The organism is Chryseobacterium sp. Marseille-Q3244, assembly GCF_940807095.1.
Lineage (GTDB): Bacteria > Bacteroidota > Bacteroidia > Flavobacteriales > Weeksellaceae > Chryseobacterium.
This window is the reverse complement of sequence record NZ_CALNWX010000007.1, coordinates 208821-221411: the sequence shown is the minus strand read 5'-3', so window position 1 is coordinate 221411 and position 12591 is coordinate 208821. Positions and strand designations below refer to the sequence as shown.

Sequence of the window (12591 nt, the reverse complement as noted above, 5' to 3'; positions counted from 1 at the left end):
AACCGCAAAGGGCATAGATTTTTATACATACTCAAAAATCATTCGTGCATTCGTGGCTATAAAATATTTTCAAGTTTTCAGTTTTGTTATCTACTTTTACAACTGATTATTCTTTACAGTCTTCCTGCTCTTCAATAAGTTTTCGGTGTTTTCCGCCCCAGTTATTCAGGGTATCCCATATAGGAATCAACTCTCTGGCAATATCAGTAAGCTCATAATCAACTCTTGGCGGAACTTCCGCATATACTGTTCTCTTGAGCAGTCCATCTTTTTCAAGTTCTTTCAGCTGAAGGGTAAGCATCCTTTCCGTAATTCCGGGAATAGCTCTTTTAAGCTCACTGAAACGCAATTTTTCATCTTTTAATTTGCTCAGAATAAACAGTTTCCATCTTCCGCCAATCTTACAAACGGCATAACTTAAATCACATTCCTGAATGTATTGCCTGTTGATATTATTCGTTGAACTTTCTTTTATCTTTCCCATTACTTACAAATTTGTTAGTACCATACAATGATATCCGTATAGTGCAAATGTAAGGTATCAGGCCTAAATTTGTTCCATAAAAGCAGATAAATAACAATAGCGCTACTGTTCACTGCAAAACAATATTAACTTAAATTAAAACAAATGCAGTTAACACCTAAAATCAATCAGATTTTAACCCATTTAGAAAAAATACAGTCTTTTAATCCCCAAAATCCATTGGATGATACCCGAAAATACCTTGAAGCTATGTCTTTACAGCTTAGTGCTAAAAAAGAAGCCATTGCAATGATTGAAGAGCTGAATATTCCAGGAGAAAATCATCAGATTCCGGTCAGAATTTACCGTCCAAAAGGAAAAACCGTTGAAAAATCATCAGCTATAATTTATATCCATGGCGGATGGTTTATCGCCGGTGGTTTTGAAACCCATGATGCCGTTGTTCGTAAACTAGCCAATAGAACAGAATCTGTTGTCATTTTTATAGATTATCGCCTCGCTCCGGAACATCCTTTTCCCGCAGGTTTAAATGATTGTCTTGATACGGTACAATGGGTTGTAGAAAATGCAGATTCTTTAGGAATTGATCAGAACCAGATTGGAATTATTGGCGACAGTGCCGGAGGTGCATTATCAACCGCAGTTTCTACTCAGATTGGAGAACGGTTTAAGTTTCAGGTTTTGATTTATCCTGCTGTGGATAATCAGCTTAATACAAAAACCTGGGACACTTATGAAAACGGACCGGTACTTAATAAACAAGGTGGAGTAGACGCCTGGAATTGGTATCTTCCCAAAGAAGAAAGTAATAATCCGTTGGCAATTCCTGTTTTAATAAAGGATTTCAAAAATACCCCACCAACACTTATCATGATTGCAGAACATGATCCTTTGGCTGATGATGCTAGAAATCTTTCTGAAAACATGAAAAATGCAGGAGTATCTCTTACCACAAGCTTTTATAAAGATATGGTTCACGGATTTATGCATATGGGAGAAATTTTGGAAGAAACCCAGCTGGCCATCAATGAAATGGGAAGTTTTGCACAACAGCATTTTAAATAAATCAACCTACAGAAATAGCCATGAAAAAGTATGCCTATATTGGATGTTTAGGGTTTGTTGCTGTTATTACTACAGAGTTTGGGATCATTGGGATCCTGCCACAGCTTGCAGCGTATTACAAGATCAGTATCGATAAAGCAGGATATCTTTTAAGTGCTTTTGCTTTGATTATTGCTCTTACAGGACCTTTTATGACTTTATTTACCTCAGGAATTGACCGCAAGAAGATCATGGCAGCAGCTATCTTTATGTTTCTGTTCACCGGGATTGTTTCTTCTTTTTCACCACCATTTTGGTTACTGATGGTCGTGAGAATTCTTCCTGCATTTTTACAGCCCGTATATATTGCAACCGCATTGTCTGTAGCGGTATCCGAAGCCGATCACACTAATAAAAATGAAATGATGAGCATTGTTTTCAGTGGTGTGGCTATAGCAATGGTTACTACGGTTCCTTTTGCTACCTGGATTTCAGCACTTTATTCGTGGGAATATTCATTTATGATACAGGCAGTCGTGAGTTTGGTTGCGTTGGGGACCATTTATTTTCTTCTTCCATCAATGCCTGTCAAGGAGAAAAAGTCATATGGAAGCCAGATCAGCATTTTAAAACAGCCCCCGTTTATTTTAAGTACACTCACTAATTTTTTTATGATTACAGCCTGGTTTTCCACCTATAGCTATTTTGCAGATTACCTGGGTAAAGCTAAGGGAATGGATACCACCATGGTAAGTTATATGTTATTTTTATTTGGAGTTATAGGCATTATTGCCAACAGGATGGCGGGTAAAATGCTTAATAAAAATATAACAGCAACATTGGCGTTTTTTCTTTCCGGGACGGTATTAATTCCTGTATTATTATTTGTTTCGGATGGAAATTTATGGGCTACTATTATTGTCATCGCAGTTTGGGGATTCCTATATTCACCAAGTTTCCTGAATGCTTCTACCTATATGATCTCTGCAGCGCCTGATGCTTTGGAATTTGCCAATAGTCTCGCCACTTCTTTCGGTAATCTGGGAGTTACTTTAGGAACGACTATTGGAGGATGGATCATTATCACCCAAGGAGTAGCGTACACACCTTGGATAGGTTTTGTATTTGGGATTCTTGCGTTCCTTATGATGGTATTGAGAAGTATATTTGAAAAGAAGAGGCCACTTCTTCAAAGTTGTTCGGAATAAATGTAACAAATTTTATTACATTAAAATAAATTCGTATCTTTGTTATACTCAATTCGAATTAAAATTAAATAGAATGAAAATAGAAATCTGGTCGGACGTGATGTGTCCGTTTTGCTATATCGGGAAAAATAACTTTGAACAGGCCTTGGAAAAATTGCCATTTAAAGATGAAGTGGAAGTAGAGTGGAAGAGCTTTCAGCTTGACCCAACTTTAGATTCTGATAAGACTCAAAATACGATTCAATATTTTAGAGAAAAAAAAGGAGTTCAGGAAGCTCAGGCTAACCAAATGCTGGCTCAGGTTACGCAAATGGGAAAAGGAGCCGGAATTGATTTCAATTTTGAAAAGCATTAATTACCAATACATTCAGTGCTCACAGACTTCTTCATTTGGCTAAAAAGCATAACAAATCCAATGAAATGGAAGAAGCATTATTTATCGCTCATTTTATTGATGGCAAAAATGTAGGAGATCCTGAGGTATTGATTTCCCTTGCTGAAAACCTGGGCATTGATAAAGAAGAAGCCAGAGAAGCCATTACTTCTGACCAATTGGATTATGAAGTAAATCAGGATATTATGGAAGCAAGAAACAATGGAGTTTCCGGAGTTCCTTTCTTTGTTTTGAACGGAAAATATGCCGTTTCCGGAGCACAGCCTGTAGAAGTATTTGAAAATGCATTGCAGCAGACTTATAAAGAGACGGTAAGTCCTTTTAAAGATCTTTCAGGAAGTAACGGTGCTTCCTGTGATACAGATGGATGCAGCATTTAATCATATAAACCCCAAGCTATTTTAGTTTGGGGTTTTATTTTTATTATAATCTTGTGAAAGGCTATTTATTTTAATGCAAAAGATTAAGAAACTTTATAATGATTTGTATCTTTGTAAAACAGTATAAATCTATATTTTTCAATGATTAAAATTAATAATGAATTTCATTTTCCTATTGTAGACAGTCTTTTTGTTTTTGCTCTGGATTCTGAAGCAGGAACGGTATTTGATGGGAAAAATAAATTAATAACAGGCATCGGGAAGGTAAATGCAGCGATAGAATTGACGAAGGAAATTCACCTTAGAAAACCTAAATTAATTGTGAATCTGGGGTCTGCAGGAAGTAAGGGTTTTCATAAAGGAGAAGTGGTTTGCTGTACCAAGTTTATCCAGAGAGATATGGATGTGAGAGGCTTAGGTTTTAAACTGTATGAAACCCCATTATCCGGAGTTCCGCCTGTTTTGGAATATGGTCTTAAAATGGACACTTTAAAAGAAGGAATCTGCGGAAGTGGTGACAGCTTTGAAATGAACCATTCTGAAACGGATTATAATATTGTAGATATGGAAGCCTATCCTTTAGCATTAATTGCACAAAAAGAAAACATCCCATTTCTATGTTTAAAGTATATTTCTGATGATGCGGGAAGTGATGCTGCCGATGATTGGAGTGTACAGGTACATCTGGCATCTGAAGCATTCAGAAAAATATTATTTTCATAAAACTTTTTAAAAATGGCCTCAATTATCATCAATAAAGCCTCTGCGGAAGATATGGATATTATCCAGAAACTTGGTGTCCAGACATTTTCTGAAACGTTTTCAGAAAACAATACGGAAGAAGCCATGGAAAAATATCTTAAAGAAAGCTTCAATATTGAAAAAATAACTTCTGAACTTAAGAATCCTGATTCTCATTTTTATATTGCCTGGGAAGAAGATGATCCGGTAGGTTATCTGAAAGTGAATTCCGGTAAAGCACAGACCGAATTACAGGATGATACCAGCCTTGAAATTGAACGGATCTATGTAAAGAAAAGTCATCATGGTAAGAAAATTGGGCAGCTTCTTTACGATCAGGCATTGAAAACCGCTCAACATCTCAAAAAATCATATCTGTGGCTGGGAGTCTGGGAAGAAAACCTGAGAGCATTACATTTCTACAAAAAGAACGGTTTTGTTGAGTTTGATAAACACATTTTCAGGCTTGGAGATGATGAACAAACAGACCTGATGATGAAGAAAACTCTGGAGTAAAAGTTTCTATACGTACTCTAAAGTGCTTTGCTAGCCTTCCTGTAGCCAACATGTTATTTCTTTGATACAATGAACAATTCAGAATTCCTACATCAAATCAATACCTATTATCCATTATCAGAGGAAACAACCAAAGCCTTAGTGGAAATCTGCAGTGAGGAACATTTTCAAAAAAATGAACTTCTTCTGGAATCCGGGAGTATGGCCAGATATTATTATTTCGTTAAATCCGGTTTAATAGGGTACTACACAACAGATGAAGAAGGAAATAATATCTATAAGATCTTTTTTGAGGAAAACAGTTTTGTAGCTTCCACTTCTGCCATTATTAAAAATGAACCCAGTGATTTCAGCATCATTGCCCTTGAAGACTGTTCCGTTATTAAATATCCGGTTAAAACTTTTCGCGAACTACTGGAAAAGCATCATGATCTTGCGCTATTTCAAATTAGATATCTGGAAAAGAACTGGGTGGTAAAAAAGGAACCGCTTGAAGTTTCCTTGAAATTTGAAACCGCAAAACAACGGTATATAGTATTGCTTGAAAATAAATCTCTGCATGATAGACTAAAGCAACATCATATAGCTTCCTATTTGGGAATAACTCCTACACAATTGAGCCGTATAAAAAAGGAAATCAACAAATAATTTTATCAACTTTCTTAGTTATATCTTAGATATAATCTTTTACTAATAGAATAATTTTTATTAATACAGCTTTTACATGGTATATTTTATTAATTTTACATTAAATCCCTATAGTGGGAAATAAATAAATTTAATAAAACCAAAATCATGAAATTAGGTCACACTTATTTTTATCATCCGGAACATGCGGAAACCAATGAGTTTGTTATTGAACAATTTGAACAGAAAAATGTGTCTATGCAAAAAATTCAAAATGCATTAGGACGAAGCAATCGGTTTATTGCAACTGAAGATTCGGAAGAGACAACATTATCTATGGGAATACATGCAGCAAAGGGAGCCCTCAGAGAAAGCAATACTTCCATTTTGGATATTGATATTATTGTATTTGTAACCAGCACTTCAGAACACCTCATCCCCTGTGATGCGATCAAAATTCATCAGGCATTACAGGGAAAGGCGAATACACTGTGTTATGATATCAATGTCAATTGTATCGGAGCTTTTGTAGCCTTGGACCAGATTACAAAATATCTATCGGTATCCGATACAGCTCAAAAAGCATTGATAATATGTTCTGAGAAATTATCAAGTATATTGGACTCTGAGAATCCTGTAACAGCATTTTGTTTTTCGGATTCATCTTTTGCTTTTATTGTAGAAAAAGATGATTCTACTTCAGGATTAATGGATGTTCTTTACCATACAGACAGTAGTATTTGTAATACGGTTTTGTTTCCTCCTAAAGGATATTCTTGTTACCATCCGAATGATGTTACTTTATGGGATAATAGCTTCGATGGAAGTGGTAGTGTCAATTTTGCACTGAATGATATGAACGGTTTTTTAGAACGTAATCATTTAAATATTGAAAAAATCGACCTGTTTTTATTTTCTCAATTTTCATTAAAAAACATCAATATTATTGGTGAACATTTTAATTTACCGCCAGAAAAAATTCCGTTCTATTCAAGAGAAGTAGGGTATACCGGCTCTTCCAGTCCATTTCTGGCTTTGCATCAATATCAAAAGAATGTAAGAAAACTCCAGCAAGGAGAACATATTCTGATTTGGACATTGGGGGCAGGCTATCAGGCAGGATTAATGCTATGGAAATACTAATTCCAGCAATAGTATAAGAAATCAATTGACAAAAGCTTCAACATTTGTTGAGGCTTTTCCTTTTTTTCCGGTGCAACTTTGTATTGTTATAAGATCACACGGATGCATTGATTATGTAAACAAAAAATCTTAAATTTAGGTAACATGTATCTGATGGTCAGTCATTATTAATTAAATATTTTTAAAGCATGAAAAAGTTAATCAACATTGTTGTTGTTCTGACTGCCTTTGCACAGTTTTCAGCACAGAAGATCATTCATCAGGAAGTTTTCAGTCCTAAGATGAATAAAAAGATCAAAACGATCATCATCACTCCAAACGTACAACCCAATACAACATATCCATCGGTATATATTCTTCATGGTTTCAGTGGTAATCCAGACAGAATACTAAAGGAAGATATTCCAGATATCGTTAAGAAAGCTCAGGAGTATAAAACCATTTATATATTACCTGACGGAAATTACAGTTCCTGGTATGTAGACAGTCCGATCATTAAAGACTCCCAGTACCAAACCTTTATCGGAAAAGAATTGGTTGATTTTATTGACAAAAATTATCCGGTAAAAGCTGAAAAGAGATTTAGGGGAATTTTGGGATGGAGTATGGGCGGTTATGGAGCTACAAATATTGGGGTCACCTATAACAAGACATTTGGAATTGTAGGAAGTTCATGTGGCGCTTTAGATTTTAATGCTTTTGGAGAAGGCTATAATAAATATATGGTTAATAAAGTAATAGGACCATTGGAATCTATAAACTCTAATCTCTTTACAGACAACAAGATTAAATTAATGGCTACAGCCGGACAACGTTATATTTTCGACTGTGGAACGGAAGATATTCAGATGATCGGACAAAACAGAAAATTCCATGCAAAACTTACTGAACAAAAGATACAGCATCTGTATACAGAATCCCTAGGAGCTCACGATAATCAATACTGGAGCCGCTCACTTTCTGAACAATTAACCCTGTTTGATAAATACTTCAAATAGTACAGATCACGAACACTTCTTGCTACAGGACTTATTATTTATTTAAAACCGAAAGAAGAAGAAACTTCATATCAACAATAAATAAATACCAAGCCTCTATCATTGTAGAGGCTTTTTTATCTTTATCTAAAATGGAGGATATTCTGGGAAAGGATCTCTATACTTTTATCCATCTCCTCAAAACTCAGATCTCCAAAGCCCAGCCTCATCGCGGTAAGATTTTTATTCTGATAAAGCAGGGTTTTAGGAATAAAAAGATTATCCTGAGCACATTTCCGGCTCAGTTGCATCAGATTAATCGGAATATTCCATTCCATCCAGATGGCGAGACCTCCGGAAGGTTTTTCAAAAGCAATCACATCACCAAGGTTTTCTTGGAGCAAAACACTGAAATAATCCCGCCTTTCCTGATAAACCTTTAAGGATTTTTTCAGATAACGGTTGATTTCTCCTTCTTCAATCATTTCGCCCAGTGTTCTTTCCATCAGAATATCTCCCTGACGGTCTATAATTCCAAGGTGTTTCCGCATTTCCACCATCAGATTTTCAGGAGCTACAATAAATCCGGTTCTGAATCCCGGCGCCAATGATTTCCCGAAAGATCCTATATAGATCACCATTCCGTTTGTATCAGCACTTGCCAAAGGTAAGATTGGACTTTTATCATAATGAAATTCATAATCATAGTCGTCTTCGAGAATAACAAATCCATATTCATTCGCTAAGTCCAGCAGTTCCAGCCTTCGTTGTGCACTTAAAGCTACAGTAGTAGGATAGTGATGGTGTGGAGTAAGATACAGCATCCTTATTTTCTTCTTCTGACAAGCTTCCCTTACACTTTCTACGATAATTCCATCTTCATCAATCGGAAGTGTGACAATATTTACTCCTGCTTTCTGGAAAATCATATTCACTGAGAAATAGCTCAGATCTCCAACCAGTACGGTATCACCTGGAGACAAAAGAATTTCGGAAACAATATAAATACTCATTTCCGTACTTCGGGTAATCAGAAGGTTGTTCTTAGAAATGGGTAATCCACGGGATAAGTTGAGATACCTTGACAAATGTTCTTTAAAAAATTCACTTCCGTCATGATTATAATGTCCAAGTCCTTTTTGGCTAGACTTTCTCTTAAGAATAGAACTATAATATCGTGAATGTTGCCCGATTTGGGTAAGTCTGATATCCGGAACCCCATCATTAAAAACATATTCACAATCCGAATGTTCAAAAGGGTTATCCAGAATATTGGAAGTCTTAAAAGTAAAGCCTGTCAATTGAGGATAGTTCTGAAGACTATTATCCTCAAAATCTTTTACTTTTACGGGTTTTTCCTGGTCTTTCCCGATGACAAAAGTTCCTTTGTTAGGAAAACTTTCCACCCAGCCTTGTGCAGACAGTTCATCATATACTGCCACGGCCGTATTTCGATGCACATCCAGTATTTCACTAAAAGCTCTGGTTCCGGGAAGTTTTGTACCAAAAGGCAAAAAACCTCTTTGAATCGCATTCACCAATTGATTAGCTATTTGTAAATAGATAGAAGTCTCTGATTTTCTATCTATTTTAATAAAACTTTCATAAGGAATCTTAACCGGACTATCCATAATATAAAAACTGGCACCATAGAACCATCCGGCAATATACTACTTTTGACATCAAAATAAAAATCTATGGAATTTCATCAACTCCTCAAAAAAATAGTACTGGATGGCAGTACCCATGCCAAATGGCTGAATACCCTTTCCTTTATGGAAAATGCCGGTGCAAGAAAAATATCAAAATGTGAACATCCGGTAATGGTTACCCTAATTCAGCTGAAACATGCTGCTGAAGAACATCGCCATGCTTATTATCTTAAAAAACAGATCGGAAAAATAGATCCGGAACTTTGCAAAACTTATGAAAATAGAGAGCTGCTAGCTCCCACAGCAACAAGACAATATCTGCATTCATTGGATATTAAAGCCTGCAGATATCTTCAGGGTGTTTTCCAGCTTACAAAAGAAGAACTGAAATATGCTGCTTATCTCTTTGTTACTTATGCTATTGAAGTTCGAGCTGATGAGCTTTATCCGGTTTATCAGGAAATCCTGACAGAAGAATCTTCAAAAATAATGGTAAAATCTATTATCCTGGAAGAAGAAGGCCACCTCGAAGAAATGATTCATCAGCTTAATGAATTCTCTGAAGACTGGCAATTGCATGCAGATCATATTCTGGGAATAGAAAAGGACCTGCACCAGCAATGGATTAATGCTATTACGGAAGAAGTAGCTCAATTGAATTATGCTTAAAAACATCAATCGCTTTCAGGAGGAACTCTACAAAAGAGAACAGAAGGGAACATTAAGAACTTTAAAGCCAAAAGCTGAAGGGATTGATTTCTACTCTAACGATTATTTGGGATTAGCAAAAAATAAGGAACTCCAAAAGATAATATTGGAGAAAATCAATGAATGTCCTCAATTGCTTTCAGGAAGTACAGGCTCCAGATTGATTAGCGGAAACAGCGGAATAACAGATTTTACAGAGCGTTTTATCGCTGAAAAACATCAGTTTCCTTCTGCATTGCTTTTTCCTTCCGGTTATAATGCCAATTTAGCGTTGTTTTCAACGCTTCCCAACCGTCATGATATGATTATTGTGGATGAACAGATTCATCGTTCCGTACATGACGCTTGTAAAATGTCAAATGCCCGAAAATTAAAATTCAGGCATAATGATCCGGAACACCTGGAAAGCATTTTAAAAAAACAGGAAGAACATTGTTATATCGCTATTGAAAGCCTTTACTCCATGGAAGGAGATATTGCTCCTATCAAAGAGATCGCTGCACTGGCAAAGAAATATGAAGCCGGTTTAATCGTTGATGAAGCTCATGCTTTTGGAGTTTTTGGATATGGATTGGTAGAAAGATATGGCTTAAAGGATCAGGTTACAGCCAATGTAATCACTTATGGCAAAGCATTGGGTGCTCATGGTGCTGCCATCCTTTGCAATGACACTTTAAAGTCTTATCTGGTTAATTTTGCATCTCCCTTTATTTATACTACTTCTGCACAGGACTTCCAATGGATGAGGATCAAAACAGGATATGATTTTTTAGAAAATAATCAGGAGTTATCCATACGCCTTCAGGAAAATATAAAAACATTCCGGAGCCAGGGATTAGCATCTCCATCTTCTGTAATAAGTCCGGTTCAGGCCATTATCATTCCCGATAATCAGAAACTAAAGTCTTTACAGAAAGAACTATCAGATGAAGGATTCTTAACCTATGCCATATACAGCCCAACGGTAAAAGAAGGAAGTGAAAGACTCCGGATCTGTCTCCACAGCTTCAATACAGAAGAGGAGATCATCAAACTCACAGGAATTATCAAAGATTTCATGTAAAGAAATTTATAAAATATTGTTTTACACTTCGTATTACAAAACCCTAGAAACCTAATGAAACTATTTATAACAGGAATAGGAACCGAAATTGGAAAAACCGTCTGTTCCGCCATTTTAGTGCAATATTTCAAAGCTGATTATTGGAAGCCCATACAATCAGGAGATCTGCATTATTCAGACAGTCATAAAATTGAAATCTGGACAGACCATACATTCTGCCATCCTGAAACGTACCGCCTACAATTGGCTGCTTCTCCACACCAATCCGCAAGAGAAGAAAACATACAAATCAATCTTGATACATTCCAATTGCCGGAAACTCAAAATTCTTTAATCGTAGAAGGAGCAGGAGGACTTATGGTTCCGCTTTCAGATGATACTTTTATGATTGATCTGATTGAAAAGTTAAAACTTCCCGCTGCATTGGTTGTGAGAAACTATTTAGGTTGTATCAATCATACCTTACTATCAATAATAGCCCTAAAGCAAAGAAATATCCCACTGGAATACCTGGTTTTCAACGGAGATTTTCCAGAAGATACAGAAAGAGTAATCTCTAATTTCATCACAGAAGAAACAAAAATTATCAAAATTCCTGAAATCGAAAGTACGGATAAGGAACATATCACAACGACCGCAAAACAATTAAAAATAACAAAACTATGATAATGGATAGAACAACAATCAGAAACAACTGGACTAAAGAAGAAATAGAAGAAATTTATCATTTACCGCTTATGGAACTTATTTATAAAGCGGCAACCGTACACCGTGAATGGCATGATCCATCCGAAGTACAGATCTCCACTTTATTATCAATCAAAACCGGAGGCTGTCCCGAAGATTGTTCATACTGCGGACAAGCAGCTCGTTATCATACGAATATCAAAGTACAAGCTTTGTTACCTACTGAAACGGTAATTGCTCATGCTCAAAAAGCAAAAGACAGCGGCTCATCCCGTTTCTGTATGGCTGCTGCATGGCGTGAGGTACGTAACAACCGTGATTTTGACAGGGTTATCGATATGGTAAAAGGAGTAAATGAACTTGGCCTGGAGGTGTGCTGTACACTGGGAATGTTGACTGAAGAACAGGCTATAAGGCTTCAGGAAGCAGGATTATATGCTTACAATCACAATCTTGATACTTCTGAGCAGTATTATGAAGAAATCATTTCCACCAGAACATTTGATAATAGAATCAATACGATCAATAATGTTCGAAAAGCAGGAATCACGGTATGTTCAGGAGGAATCATCGGACTTGGAGAAACACACAGAGATAGAATTTCCATGTTACTCACTTTAGCAACAATGCCTAAACATCCGGAATCAGTTCCTATCAATGCATTGGCTAGAGTAGAAGGAACTCCGTTGGAAGATAACGAGAAAGTGGATACATGGGAAATGGTAAGAATGATTGCCACCGCAAGGATTGTAATGCCTTCTTCTATGGTAAGGTTGAGCGCAGGACGTATAGAGATGACCGAAACAGAACAGGCATGGTGCTTCATGGCAGGCGCAAACTCTATCTTCACTGGAGAAAGAGAAACATTACTGGTAACTCCTAATCCCGGAGTTTCTGAAGACATGCAAATGCTGGAAACCCTGGGGTTAAAACCAATGATGAAAAAAGAAACCTGCTGTTAAACAAT

Annotated in this window: 15 protein-coding genes; 13 read left to right on the top strand and 2 right to left on the bottom strand. The window is 36.4% G+C overall.

What is annotated here, in order from left to right; translation table 11 throughout:
- Nucleotides 1-106: 106 nt before the first annotated feature.
- Nucleotides 107-484, bottom strand: coding sequence for a winged helix-turn-helix transcriptional regulator (locus tag NBX25_RS14545; protein ID WP_123911484.1), 378 nt, complete (start codon nt 482-484; stop codon nt 107-109).
- Nucleotides 485-628: 144 nt separating this feature from the next.
- Between NBX25_RS14545 and NBX25_RS14540 the strand changes: the two genes are divergently transcribed.
- The 9 genes from NBX25_RS14540 (at nt 629) to NBX25_RS14505 (ending at nt 7535) form a co-directional block, all read left to right on the top strand.
- A complete protein-coding gene (locus NBX25_RS14540; RefSeq protein ID WP_123911483.1) occupies nt 629-1549 on the top strand; it encodes an alpha/beta hydrolase in 921 nt (306 codons plus the stop codon).
- 20 nt (nt 1550-1569) lie between these two features.
- Nucleotides 1570-2736, top strand: coding sequence for an MFS transporter (locus tag NBX25_RS14535; RefSeq protein ID WP_250254162.1), 1167 nt, complete (start codon nt 1570-1572; stop codon nt 2734-2736).
- Nucleotides 2737-2809: 73 nt separating this feature from the next.
- Nucleotides 2810-3091 (top strand): DsbA family protein, encoded by a 282-nt coding sequence (locus NBX25_RS24720; protein WP_284346233.1) that lies wholly within the window; start codon nt 2810-2812, stop codon nt 3089-3091.
- A 35-nt stretch (nt 3092-3126) separates the two neighbouring features.
- The gene (locus NBX25_RS24715; protein WP_349815580.1) at nt 3127-3510 is read left to right on the top strand and encodes a DsbA family oxidoreductase; all 384 of its coding nucleotides are present in this window, start codon (nt 3127-3129) and stop codon (nt 3508-3510) included.
- A gap of 141 nt (nt 3511-3651) precedes the next feature.
- Nucleotides 3652-4233 carry a 5'-methylthioadenosine/S-adenosylhomocysteine nucleosidase family protein gene (locus tag NBX25_RS14525; RefSeq protein WP_250254161.1) on the top strand — a complete coding sequence of 194 codons (582 nt, stop codon included), beginning with the start codon at nt 3652-3654 and terminating at the stop codon, nt 4231-4233.
- Nucleotides 4234-4245: 12 nt separating this feature from the next.
- The gene (locus tag NBX25_RS14520; RefSeq protein ID WP_250254160.1) at nt 4246-4767 is read left to right on the top strand and encodes a GNAT family N-acetyltransferase; all 522 of its coding nucleotides are present in this window, start codon (nt 4246-4248) and stop codon (nt 4765-4767) included.
- Between the two features lie 69 nt (nt 4768-4836).
- On the top strand, nt 4837-5415 hold the full coding sequence (locus NBX25_RS14515) for a Crp/Fnr family transcriptional regulator (RefSeq protein WP_250254159.1): 579 nt from the start codon (nt 4837-4839) through the stop codon (nt 5413-5415).
- Between the two features lie 147 nt (nt 5416-5562).
- A complete protein-coding gene (locus NBX25_RS14510) occupies nt 5563-6537 on the top strand; it encodes a 3-oxoacyl-[acyl-carrier-protein] synthase III C-terminal domain-containing protein (RefSeq protein ID WP_123911477.1) in 975 nt (324 codons plus the stop codon).
- Between the two features lie 188 nt (nt 6538-6725).
- Nucleotides 6726-7535 carry an alpha/beta hydrolase gene (locus NBX25_RS14505; protein ID WP_250254158.1) on the top strand — a complete coding sequence of 270 codons (810 nt, stop codon included), beginning with the start codon at nt 6726-6728 and terminating at the stop codon, nt 7533-7535.
- A 122-nt stretch (nt 7536-7657) separates the two neighbouring features.
- On the opposite strand, the gene NBX25_RS14500 is transcribed toward NBX25_RS14505, so the two are convergent.
- Entirely contained in the window at nt 7658-9145 is a 1488-nt protein-coding gene (locus tag NBX25_RS14500; RefSeq protein ID WP_250254157.1) for an aminotransferase-like domain-containing protein, read from the bottom strand.
- A gap of 66 nt (nt 9146-9211) precedes the next feature.
- Between NBX25_RS14500 and NBX25_RS14495 the strand changes: the two genes are divergently transcribed.
- From NBX25_RS14495 to bioB, 4 genes are read left to right on the top strand one after another with little or no spacing between them, the layout of a single operon-like run.
- Nucleotides 9212-9835 (top strand): hypothetical protein, encoded by a 624-nt coding sequence (locus tag NBX25_RS14495; protein ID WP_250254156.1) that lies wholly within the window; start codon nt 9212-9214, stop codon nt 9833-9835.
- Nucleotides 9828-10937: an aminotransferase class I/II-fold pyridoxal phosphate-dependent enzyme gene (locus NBX25_RS14490; protein WP_250254155.1), complete on the top strand. Its 1110-nt coding sequence runs from the start codon at nt 9828-9830 to the stop codon at nt 10935-10937. The genes NBX25_RS14495 and NBX25_RS14490 overlap by 8 nt, the downstream gene beginning before the upstream one ends.
- A gap of 54 nt (nt 10938-10991) precedes the next feature.
- A complete protein-coding gene (gene bioD / locus NBX25_RS14485; RefSeq protein ID WP_123855874.1) occupies nt 10992-11603 on the top strand; it encodes a dethiobiotin synthase in 612 nt (203 codons plus the stop codon).
- Nucleotides 11600-12586 (top strand): biotin synthase BioB, encoded by a 987-nt coding sequence (bioB, locus tag NBX25_RS14480; protein ID WP_123911471.1) that lies wholly within the window; start codon nt 11600-11602, stop codon nt 12584-12586. The genes bioD and bioB overlap by 4 nt, the downstream gene beginning before the upstream one ends.
- The last annotated feature ends 5 nt before the right edge of the window (nt 12587-12591 follow it).

Excerpts from the sequence above, each read along its gene's own strand:
- NBX25_RS14495 (WP_250254156.1), top strand. The coding sequence starts at position 9,212 with ATGGAATTTCATCAACTCCTCAAAAAAATAGTACTGGATGGCAGTACC.
- NBX25_RS14540 (WP_123911483.1), top strand. The coding sequence starts at position 629 with ATGCAGTTAACACCTAAAATCAATCAGATTTTAACCCATTTAGAAAAA.
- NBX25_RS14500 (WP_250254157.1), bottom strand. The coding sequence starts at position 9,145 with ATGGATAGTCCGGTTAAGATTCCTTATGAAAGTTTTATTAAAATAGAT.
- NBX25_RS14525 (WP_250254161.1), top strand. The coding sequence starts at position 3,652 with ATGATTAAAATTAATAATGAATTTCATTTTCCTATTGTAGACAGTCTT.
- NBX25_RS14520 (WP_250254160.1), top strand. The coding sequence starts at position 4,246 with ATGGCCTCAATTATCATCAATAAAGCCTCTGCGGAAGATATGGATATT.
- bioD (WP_123855874.1), top strand. The coding sequence starts at position 10,992 with ATGAAACTATTTATAACAGGAATAGGAACCGAAATTGGAAAAACCGTC.
- NBX25_RS14535 (WP_250254162.1), top strand. The coding sequence starts at position 1,570 with ATGAAAAAGTATGCCTATATTGGATGTTTAGGGTTTGTTGCTGTTATT.
- NBX25_RS14510 (WP_123911477.1), top strand. The coding sequence starts at position 5,563 with ATGAAATTAGGTCACACTTATTTTTATCATCCGGAACATGCGGAAACC.
- NBX25_RS24720 (WP_284346233.1), top strand. The coding sequence starts at position 2,810 with ATGAAAATAGAAATCTGGTCGGACGTGATGTGTCCGTTTTGCTATATC.
- bioB (WP_123911471.1), top strand. The coding sequence starts at position 11,600 with ATGATAATGGATAGAACAACAATCAGAAACAACTGGACTAAAGAAGAA.
- NBX25_RS14545 (WP_123911484.1), bottom strand. The coding sequence starts at position 484 with ATGGGAAAGATAAAAGAAAGTTCAACGAATAATATCAACAGGCAATAC.
- NBX25_RS14505 (WP_250254158.1), top strand. The coding sequence starts at position 6,726 with ATGAAAAAGTTAATCAACATTGTTGTTGTTCTGACTGCCTTTGCACAG.
- NBX25_RS14490 (WP_250254155.1), top strand. The coding sequence starts at position 9,828 with ATGCTTAAAAACATCAATCGCTTTCAGGAGGAACTCTACAAAAGAGAA.
- NBX25_RS14515 (WP_250254159.1), top strand. The coding sequence starts at position 4,837 with ATGAACAATTCAGAATTCCTACATCAAATCAATACCTATTATCCATTA.